The 10,988-nt window shown below is 28.9% G+C and carries 9 protein-coding genes; 3 read left to right on the top strand and 6 right to left on the bottom strand.

The window, feature by feature from the left end; translation table 11 throughout:
* The 5 genes from QM495_RS12260 to QM495_RS12240 form a co-directional block, all read right to left on the bottom strand.
* On the bottom strand, positions 1-392 hold a 392-nt coding region (locus QM495_RS12260; protein ID WP_408672403.1), incomplete at its 3' end, for a Tex-like N-terminal domain-containing protein.
* An 18-nt stretch (positions 393-410) separates the two neighbouring features.
* On the bottom strand, positions 411-1,880 hold the full coding sequence (locus QM495_RS12255) for a hypothetical protein (protein WP_408672402.1): 1,470 nt from the start codon (positions 1,878-1,880) through the stop codon (positions 411-413).
* Positions 1,881-1,914: 34 nt separating this feature from the next.
* Positions 1,915-3,972, bottom strand: a complete 2,058-nt coding sequence (gene metG / locus QM495_RS12250) for a methionine--tRNA ligase (RefSeq protein WP_408672401.1) — start codon at positions 3,970-3,972, stop codon at positions 1,915-1,917.
* A 103-nt stretch (positions 3,973-4,075) separates the two neighbouring features.
* Positions 4,076-5,677, bottom strand: coding sequence for a DUF1501 domain-containing protein (locus tag QM495_RS12245; RefSeq protein ID WP_408672400.1), 1,602 nt, complete (start codon positions 5,675-5,677; stop codon positions 4,076-4,078).
* A gap of 9 nt (positions 5,678-5,686) precedes the next feature.
* Positions 5,687-7,123, bottom strand: a complete 1,437-nt coding sequence (locus QM495_RS12240) for a DUF1800 family protein (protein WP_408672399.1) — start codon at positions 7,121-7,123, stop codon at positions 5,687-5,689.
* A 202-nt stretch (positions 7,124-7,325) separates the two neighbouring features.
* On the opposite strand from QM495_RS12240, the gene QM495_RS12235 reads away from it, so the two are divergent.
* Both QM495_RS12235 and QM495_RS12230 read left to right on the top strand, forming a co-directional pair.
* On the top strand, positions 7,326-8,312 hold the full coding sequence (locus tag QM495_RS12235) for an LD-carboxypeptidase (protein ID WP_408672398.1): 987 nt from the start codon (positions 7,326-7,328) through the stop codon (positions 8,310-8,312).
* Between the two features lie 35 nt (positions 8,313-8,347).
* Entirely contained in the window at positions 8,348-8,707 is a 360-nt protein-coding gene (locus QM495_RS12230; RefSeq protein WP_408672397.1) for a YraN family protein, read from the top strand.
* Here the strand turns inward: QM495_RS12230 and QM495_RS12225 are convergent.
* Complete coding sequence (locus tag QM495_RS12225) at positions 8,704-10,053, bottom strand: TlpA family protein disulfide reductase (protein ID WP_408672396.1); 1,350 nt, start codon at positions 10,051-10,053, stop codon at positions 8,704-8,706. The two genes, QM495_RS12230 and QM495_RS12225, sit on opposite strands and share 4 nt — an antisense overlap.
* Positions 10,054-10,122: 69 nt before the next feature.
* Here QM495_RS12225 and QM495_RS12220 point away from each other — a divergent pair, with 69 nt between their 5' ends.
* Complete coding sequence (locus tag QM495_RS12220; protein WP_408672395.1) at positions 10,123-10,917, top strand: SDR family oxidoreductase; 795 nt, start codon at positions 10,123-10,125, stop codon at positions 10,915-10,917.
* The last annotated feature ends 71 nt before the right edge of the window (positions 10,918-10,988 follow it).

Here is a 10,988-nt window from a genome sequence, read left to right as displayed (position 1 = left end):
CGTTGGCTCATTATAATTTTAGCAAGCGGTTCTAATCCGTTTTTACGAGCAGTCTCCGCTTTTGTCTTACGCTTTTTCTTAAAAGGAAGATAAATATCTTCTAAAGAAATTAAATGAGTTGTAATTGCTATTTTTTGTTTTAATTCATTTGTTAAAACACCTTGTTCTTCTAAAGCTTTTAAAATAGTAATTTTACGTTTTTCTAGGTTTTCAAACTGCGATTTAAACTTTACTATTTCACCAATTTGAACTTCATCTAAATTCCCAGTTCGTTCTTTTCTATAACGAGAAATAAACGGAATTGTACAATCTTCATTTAATAATTGAATGGTGTTTTTAACTCCATTCTCTGGAAGATTTGTTTGTGATTTTATAAAGTTTAACAATTGCATTTAACGAATGTAATAATTTTAATCTTCGAATTTTCTTAAGCGATACGATTTTGATCCAGAAAAATAATTTCCTAAAATATAATAATCTTTGTATTTAAAAACTGTTTTCCCTTTTGGGAAATAATGATCTTTCTCTTTAAAATATTTAATTTTATCAAATGCATTCTCTTTAATTTCTCCTTTGACATGATTAAATTCTAAATCAAATAAACACTTTATATAAGTTGATTTTGTATTTGAATAAGAATTATACGCAAAATAAGTTGGATTAAAAAAAACACTAACATTACCAACACTGGCAATTGGTATTGTTCCAATTCCTCCCATTGGCATCATCATTCCACCCGTTGCTTGGTCAAGTTTACTTCCAAGCGTAATTTGGTAATTATTATTTATTTTATACGTTGAAATACCTATTTTACCTGTAGTGATTTTCCTTAAAAATTTTCTTGTTTTTTCAAGTTCTCTATAAGCATCATAAGCACCACCCTTTTGAATTATAGGTGTATTTTTAAAAGTAATTGAATCATTTACTGTAGCTGAATATTCTTTTATTAAACTCCCTGTATTAAAATCTTGAATTATAAATGTGAATTTTTCATTTGTAGATGAAATTATATATATATTATTTTCAGAAATATAAGTATTTGTTTTTTTTGAAACGGATTGAATTTCATTAAACGGCTTTTTAAATCGTTTAACTTCTTTCTTAAAAGAAATTAAATCAATAACTATTACTTGAGTAAAGTTTTTATTTTGATCAAATGAAAAAATAATTTTAGAATCATTTAAATATAGTTTTCTAAAATTAGAAGTAACTTCAATTGAATTAGGGCTGTTTTTATCAATTTTATGAATGTCAACAGATTTAGTTAATCCATAAGCTCCTGTAGAAAATGTTAAAAGGTGATACAGTAATGCTTTCTTATTTTCCCTATTTATAAATCTATCCTTCGAAAAATCAACTTTAGTTACTACATAATTTGCTTCATCATCAAAAGAATATATTTTAATTATTGAAGTATTTTTTATTACACTAAATAGATAAAATTTATTATTATAAGTTGCTGTTTGAATAAATTTTTCGTCTTTAGATTCTAAGCTAAATTCCTTGAAGTTTGAATTTTGCTTATTATAAGAAAAATTTATACTTGCAAATTTAGTGCGTTTTGTATTCGCTAAATAAACTCTATAATCATTTCCTTCTGATATACTATTTCCTATTAAAGTTTTGTATTTTCTACTTCGGGTTTCAGAACTTAACTGATTAATAATTTCAAATTGTTCATTTAAAAGATATCCATAAATTTTTGTTGCATCAACTATAAAAAGTGAAATATCATTATTCTTTTCATTCACAATAGGAATTACTTCTTTTATACCTGTGAAAGAAGTTTTTAGATAATTCTTAAAACCCTTTATTTCTTCTTGTCCAAAAGAAATTAGGGTGAAACTTAACGCAAAAATAAGGGACAATTTTTTATACATAATTCAATTTTCGTGAACCACGAATATAAACAAACTAGCTTATTTGCTCACCATTAGACACCGAATCATTTTCTGGTTCAATAAATGCTAATTTACCATCTGGAGTATCGGTCATTAAAATCATTCCTTGACTTTCAACTCCACGTAATTTTCTAGGTGCTAAATTTACCAAAACAGTTACTTTTTGACCAATAATTTCTGCTGGTTTAAAACTTTCAGCAATACCAGAAACTATGGTTCTAGTATCTAAACCAACATCAACTTTAAGTTGTAGTAACTTTTTAGTTTTTGGTACTTTAATAGCTTCAATAATAGTCCCAACTCTAATATCTAATTTAGTGAAATCATCAAATTCAATAGTTTCTTTTTGAGGTTCTACAACCTTATTTTCAGCTTCATTTGCCAATTTAGTAGCCTCTAATTTGTCTAATTGATTTTGAACTTCACGGTCTTCAATTTTAGCAAATAACAATTCAGCTTTCCCAATTTGATGGTTAGAAGCTATTAACTCTGTAGAATCTTCAACAGAATTCCATTTAACGCTTTCTGAACTATTTAAAATACCTTTTAATTTAGTGGAAGTAAATGGTAAAAACGGCTCACAAACTACAGACAAACTAGCTGCAATTTGTAAGGCAATGTACATGATAGTTTTAACACGTTCTGAGTCAGTTTTTATTACTTTCCACGGCTCTTCATCAGCTAAATATTTATTTCCTAAACGCGCTAAATTCATTAGTTCTTGAGATGCTTCTCTAAATCTATAACGCTCAATAGAACTTGCAATTATTGAAGGAAACTTCTGTAACTTCTCTAAAGTTTCATTATCAACATCGGTAAAATTAGTTGGTTCAGGAACAATTCCGTTGTAATATTTATTAGTAAGTACTACTACTCTATTAATAAAATTCCCAAAAATAGCCACTAACTCGTTGTTATTTCTAGCCTGAAAATCTTTCCAAGTAAAATCGTTGTCTTTTGTTTCTGGTGCATTTGCAGTTAAAGCATATCGTAACACATCTTGTTTATCAGGGAAATCTTCTAAATATTCATGCAGCCAAACTGCCCAATTTTTTGAAGTTGAAATTTTATTTCCTTCTAAATTTAAAAATTCATTTGCTGGTACATTTTCAGGTAAAATAAAACTTCCTTCAGCTTTTAACATGGCTGGAAAAATAATACAGTGAAATACAATATTATCTTTTCCTATAAAATGAATTAATTTCGTGTTTTTATCTTTCCAATAAGGTTCCCAATCTTTCCCTTCACGTGCTGCCCATTCTTTTGTTGATGAAATATAGCCAATTGGCGCATCAAACCAAACATACAATACCTTCCCTTCAGCTCCTTCAACTGGCACAGGAATTCCCCAATCTAAATCTCGTGTAACTGCTCTGGGTTTTAAACCATCATCTAACCAGGATTTTACTTGACCAAGTACGTTTGTTTTCCAATCGTTTTTATGCCCTTCAACAATCCACTCTCTTAACCATTTTTCGTACTTATCTAATGGTAAATACCAATGTTTTGTTACTTTAGTAGTTGGCACATTTCCTGTTATTGCAGATTTTGGATTGATTAAATCTGTTGCATTATGACTTGTTCCACAACTTTCGCATTGGTCGCCATAACTTTCTTCATTGCCACATTTTGGGCAGGTTCCAATAACAAATCTATCAGCTAAAAACTGATTTGCTTCTGCATCGTATAATTGTTCAGAAGCTTCTTCAATAAATTTTCCTTCATTATATAATTTCTTAAAAAATTCTGAAGCAGTATCATGATGTACTTTTGCTGTTGTACGAGAATAATTATCAAAAGAAATCCCAAAATCTTGAAATGATTTTTTGATAATTGCATGGTATTTATCCACAACATCTTGTGGTGTAATTCCCTCTTTCTTTGCTTTTAAGGTAATTGGCACTCCGTGTTCATCTGATCCACAAACGTAAATCACATCATTTCCTGTGTTACGTAAATAACGTGCATAAATATCCGCGGGCACATAAACACCTGCTAAATGCCCAATATGAACGGGACCGTTAGTGTAAGGGAGTGCTGCTGTAATTGTATATCTCTGTGAATTGCTCATCAAAATTTATTTAAGAAAACACAAAAATAAGGATTGTTTTTTAGAAAATTGAATAGTTAATTCGGTTTTCCTAAATGATGGGTTTTAAATACAACTATTAACTTTATTTTGTTAAGATAATAGATTTACTATATGCTTTTCCATCAGCAATAATTCTATAAATATATTGACCTAGAGAATATCTTTTACCATACGGATTTAAATTAATACGATATGTCCCAGAAACATGTCTTTCTTTATGAATAGTCCCAATATTCTGACCTAGCATATTTATTAACTGAATATCTACTTGCATTGCTCTTAGCAAAATAAACTCAACATAAACTGTATTGTCTGCATAAATAGGATAATGCTTAAAGCCGTTTGTTAATAAATCATTTGGTTCTTTGCTTGAGCAAGTAATACCTAAATTTAACCTATTGTATTCATTTCTCAACGTTTCGTCCACTATTGCTGAATCAATACAAAATAAATTTTCAAGAATACTTGCATAGACTTCTCTGAAATCGTTTGAAGGTTTTAAGTTTCCGTGTGAATCTAAATCACTTAAATCTGGGTGATTTCCAACAAAACCACTTCCATTTAAACCTTTTCCAAATAATAGCATTGTTGAAGCTGCTCCGTGATCTGTACCATCAGAAGCATTTTCTTTTGCTCTGCGTCCAAATTCAGAAATTGTCATGGTTAATACATTTGTATCTAAATTTTGAACAGCTAAATCTTTATAAAAATTAGAAATTGCTTCTGTTAAATTGCTCATTAATTTTTGATGAGAAGTTGCTTGCGCAGCATGCGTATCAAAACCATCAAGCGTAACCATATATATTTTAGTTTTTAAGTCGCCTTTTATTAGACGAGCAACTAAAGCAAATTGCTTAGAAATTTTATTGTTTTCATAATTAACTTCATTACTAACTTTATTGTAAGCATTGCCTATTACATTTGCATAATTAAACGTTGTATTGTTTACACTTCTTAAAAATCCTAACTGATCCCCGTAATCACAACCTGGTAAATTTTGCATATCATATGCCGTTCCATTTTCCGCAATTTGAGTTAACTGATCAATGTTTGCGGCTGAAAACGCATAACTTGACTGTTCTCCAACAAACATTAAATTACTTTGGCCTCCTATTTGAATTGCAGGTGGATTTTCTGGAGGGTTTAATAAGTAATCTGGATATAACTCTTCATAATAACGTCCAAAAACGCCTGTTTGTAGTACTTCTCCTTTATTACCTGCTGAAGACCAAATATCTGCCGAACTAAAATGTGATAAACTTTGGTTTTCATATCCAACACCATGAACTACTTTCATTTTCCCTTCACCCCAAAAAGATTCAAGAGAATTCATATAGTTAGGCATTCTAAAATCATTTGAAAGAGCGAAAGAATTAGTTGTATTAATTTTTAAAGATGGTCTTAAGTTAGCATATTTATCATAATCATAGTACGGAATTACAGTATTCAAACCATCGTTCCCTCCTTTTAACCTAACTAAAATTAAAATATTTTCACTTTCAGATGCTGCTAATGCCGCGCTTAATGGAGTTAAAGTGGCTGCAGCCGCATTTACCTTTCCAATAACCATAGAACCTGCACTTGCTAAACCTAGTGCTTGTAGAAATGACCTACGATTCCAAACGGCATGTTCTTTATTATGAATTTCTTCTAATTTGCTTTGTGGATATTTTTTTGTGTGCATATTATGGGGTTATTTTAATTGAAATTCTGGTTGGCGAATTATATGAAATAATAATACTATTACTTGGTAAGGTACCGTATCCCATTGAAGGTTCCATTGGTTATTATCAAAGTAATTTTGTGGTATTTCATCTTTAAAAATATCTGTTGCAATTTCATAATCTAACTCAGTTTGTAAACTATTCGAAAGCAAATGATCTACTACAATTTTTGTTATTTCTGAAGGGTTATTAGACTCACCAACTAAGTTTACCACAAAATCTCTAAAACTTTCTTTATTATCCTCCCAAGTCCACCATAAAAAATAATCAAATGCATTCCATCTGCCTACTAATGTACTTGAGTTTATCCAATCATGATTACCTTGCCAACCTGCTACATCAACTGGTTCAAACATTGTTTGACCTATTTCACTACAAAACCAAACTAAATTTAATAACATTTCTGATTCTGTAGAAAATTCGGTTTCTCTAAAATGAATATTTAGTAAATCAAAAGGACTTTTTATTAGAATTCCAATAGCATTGTCATTAAAAAAATGCTCGCTTTTAAATAGTTGTTTATATACAGGAACTAGTTCAAAATTATTTGTAATTAAAGTTGTAGCCAATTCAGAAATAATTACAGAATTAATTTCTGGAGATATAAAATATTTATACAGTTTTTCACAAATAAAATTAGCTATCTGGGTACCTCTTTCTTCAAATAAAATATCTATAACATCATTATATCCCCAATTCCCTGTCCTTCCAAAAATAGTTTTTTCAGTGTGGTCAAATTCATTAATATCAAAACTTATAGGAGCGCAATACTCATCTATTCTTGTATAACCCGTTAAAGCCCTTGCTGTTTCAACGATATCATTTTGTGTATAGCCATTATTAACACCTAAGGTGAAAAGCTCGTATAATTCTCTAGCGTAGTTTTCATTAGGCTCGGCCGCTGAATTTTGATATCCATTTAAAAAAATTAACATTGCAGGTGCTAAACCAATTTCTTTTACAAAATTTTTAAAATTTCCAAATGAGTTTTCTTGAATTACCTTATAATAATCGAACATCCAAGATGAACACCAATAATCTTCAAGTCGAGTAACAAAATGATTACTCCAAAATAAAGTAAACCTACCTCTTATAGGATTTACTAACATGTCATTCTCCCATTTCAAATACCATTCAACATGCTGTTCTTGCATTTGAGTATCAATATCAGTATAGTCACTTTCTTTCATATATGCCCAAGAAGGAGGAATAGTTGAAGGTAAATTATAAACTTTTTCTATAACTTCATCTATAAACAACGAAGGCTCTTGTATAAGTGCTTGAGCAATTTCATTTGAAGTTGCTCCAAATCCAATACGTCTATAAAAATGTTGTATTAATCTTGTATCCCAAGGTTTTTGAACTGATGATATATAGGGGTTTATACTGCCTGAATTGCATGACATAATAAAAGGGTTTATTAGGGGTTAACTTAGATTTTTACCAATTTCTCTTTAATTTTTATTAAAAAATAATGATGGTAAACTTCAAATATATAAAAATATAAAATACATTTAACAATCTACAACCTAAACTTTTAACTTTATATAAATAATATTTAACCCTTCTAACTTTCTAAAACATGTACATTTGCAAAAAATATTTTTTATGAAATACTTTAAAACCCTTTTATATATTGCCTGTATTAGTATGTTTCATACTACAATGGCAACATCTAGAGAATTGATTAAACCCCCATATTTACAAAAAGGAGATACCATTGCTATTGTTGCTCCTGCAGGAATTTTAAAAAATAAGGAACCTATTAAGGAAGCAATTAAACTTGTTGAAAGTTGGGGTTTGCATGTTGTTTTAGGAAAACATCTCTTTGGAAATAATTTTCACTTTTCAGGTACTGACAAGGAACGTATAGAAGATTTTCAAAGTGCTTTAGATGCTAAAAACATAAAAGCTATTTGGTGTGGAAGAGGTGGTTATGGTACTGTTAGGATTGTTGATGATTTAGATTTTACTGAATTCAAAAAACATCCTAAATGGATTATTGGGTATTCTGATATTACCGTTTTACACAGTCATTTACATACTTTGGGTTTTGAAACTTTACACGCAATGATGCCCATAAACATGAAAGTTGATAAAAAAAAGAGAGTTAAAACTGTTAAAACCTTTAAAAAAGCACTTTTTGGTAAAAATATCAATTATAAAATTCCCACATCAAATTATAACAAAATAGGGGAGGCAAAAGGCCAATTAATTGGTGGAAATTTATCTATTTTACAAAGCTTATTAGGTTCAATCTCTTCCATTGATACAAAAGGTAAAATATTATTTATTGAAGATGTTGGCGAATATTTATATAATATTGATAGAATGGTTTATGCGTTAAAACGCAGTGGATATTTTAAAGAATGTAGTGGATTAATTATTGGAAATATGACTAATATTAAAGAGAACTCTACTCCTTTTGGACAAACTTTTGAAGAAATTATTTTAGAAGCTACTAAAGAATATAATTTTCCCATTTTATTTGATTTTCCAGCAGGACATGATAAAACAAATAAAGCTATAATATTAGGTAGAGAAATTGAAATGAAGGTTAGAAAACAAAAATCTACTATAACCTTTGCAGAATAATCTATAAACATTGTACAGCACCTTAAAACACGAAAATGGCTACTCATAATGAACTAGGTGAAAAAGGGGAACAACTTGCCGTAGAGTTCCTTATAAAAAAAGGTTATAAAATTTTAGAACGTAATTGGCGATTTAAAAAAGCGGAAGTTGATATTATAGCTAAAAAAAATAAATTATTAGCTGTTATTGAAGTAAAAACTCGCTCATCAAATTATTTTGGAAATCCGCAAGATTTTGTGAACCAAAAGAAGATTAAGCTATTAGTAGAAGCCGTTAACGAATATGTAATTTCTAGAGATTTAGATTTAGAGGTTAGATTTGATATTATTGCCGTTCTAAAAAATAAAAATAACTTTGAAATTGAACACTTAGAAGATGCTTTTCTACATTTTTAGTTTTCAAAAAACGCTTTTATGTTTTCAAAATAATCAGGTTTTGCAATAATTTTTTTGTTGGCATCTAGCACAAAATAAGTTGGCGTCGCTGTAATTTGATATTCTTTAACAACAGGGTTTTGCCATTTTTCTAAACCTAAAATATTTGTCCATTTTTGAAGCTTTGGTATGTAATTATTAAAGCCAATAGCATCTTTTTCTAAGGCAAAACCAATCACGTGAATGTTTGGTTTATCTTTCGTGAATTCATATAATTTAGGGATTTGGGATAAACAATGTGAACATTTAGTGCTCCAAAAAACAACAATATAATTATCTGCTATTTCTAATTCTGAAAGTTTTTTTGTTACTCCATTTTCCTCCCAAGTAATTTCTGGTGCTTTTTTACCAACGGCTAGCTTAACCTTTTCTTCAATTTGACTTAGGAAAGATTGGTCTTGAAGGTTTTTTGGAAGTTTATCATAATAATTATCAATAATAAAATCTATTAAAATGGTGTTTTCAATTTGAGCAAATGAATGAAGTAGCAGTGTTAATAATTCACTTTTAAGATTTTCATCATTGCCTAATCTTTGTAATACCTCTTGCACCGATACTTTATACAAACCATTTTGCATTTGAACATCTTCTGATCCATTTAAATAAAAAATATATTCTATTACTTTTTCACTTAAAAAAGTTGCGTTTAAAAGTTCCTTATCTGTAAAATCTATAAAATCAAAATAATGTTGTTTTTCACTATTTAAATACTTCTGTGCGGAGTCAAAAAGTTGTGTAGCATAATATTTTTTATTCGATTTTATAAAATGATTCGCTAAATAACTTTTTGTAATTGCCTCATAAGTTGTTTGGAATTTATTTAAACTATCAAGTTTAATTTTATACAAATTAACTATTTCAGCCTTTTTAATTTCATCTTGTACATTAAAAAATGAAACTTGTAAAGAGTCTAACGTTTGCTGCTGACTACTATTTTCCATTAAATATTTTTGATAGGTATTATTCTCTTCTGAAGTTAAAAATTTAACGGTTTGTAGAGGGTTTGCTGGATTGAAATTTAATTCGATACTCTCTTTATTATAAATAAAATCTACAAATCCATCTTTTTGCTGACTAAACATTAAACGATATATTCCTATTGGTGCATTTTTTGGAAATTCTATAGAGAATTCGCCATTAGTAATGGTCACATTTTTAATATATAATTGCTTTACCCCTTTTAATTGATATAAGACAATCCAGCTATAATCTTCTGCAGGATTTAATGTTCCTTTTACATAAGTTTGAGCTTGTAAAGTACAAGAAATAAGAAAAATTACAATTGTTAGTTTTTTTAGCATATTCATTTTTTTGAGTATTTTATTCAATAATCACACCAAAAGTAACTATTTTTATTTTTTATAAAACTACTACTTATGAATTTCACTAATAAAATTGTTTGGATAACTGGAGCATCATCCGGGATTGGAAAAGCATTAGCTCTAGAACTTTCAAAACAAAATGTAAAACTAATACTTTCTTCAAGAAATAAAACCAAATTAACTATCGTAAAAAATGAATGTAAAAACCCTTTAAACGTAAAAATTTTACCGCTTGATTTGGAAAATTATACTAGTTTATTTACAAAAACTACAGAAGCTTTAAAATTATTTAACGGCATTGATATACTTTTTAATAACGGTGGAATTAGTCAACGTTCTTTAGCGAAAGATACTTCTATTGATGTTGATAAAAGAATTATGGATATTAATTATTTAGGAACTATAGCTCTTACAAAAGCATTGCTGCCTTATTTTATTGAAAAAAATCAAGGTCATTTTATTGTAACTACAAGTATTGTTGGAAAAATAGGAACACCATTGCGCTCCTCTTATTCTGCTTCAAAACATGCATTGCATGGTTTTTTCGATAGTTTGCGTGCTGAAGTTCATAAAAACAACATTAAAGTTACATTAGCTTGTCCTGGTTTTGTAAAAACAAACGTTTCTTTAAATGCATTAACTGGCGATGGAACTCCACAAGAAAAAATGGATGACGCTACTAAAAATGGATTGACAAGTGAGCATTTTATAAAATTATTATTGAAAGCTGTTAAACACGAAAAAGAAGAAGTTTACATTGGTGGTTTTAAAGAAAAATTGGCGGTTTATGTAAAACGGTTTTTTCCTAAATTACTCTCAACAATGATTCGGAAATTGGCGGTCACTTAAATCAATTCTTTTTCTTTAAAATATACTACAATTGCTTCTTTAATAAGTACTGTTTGCTCACCAGATTTTAA

Source organism: Lutibacter sp. (assembly GCF_046055765.1).
GTDB lineage: Bacteria > Bacteroidota > Bacteroidia > Flavobacteriales > Flavobacteriaceae > Lutibacter.
Note: the sequence above shows the minus strand (reverse complement) of the source record. Positions and strands in the feature narration are given on the sequence as shown.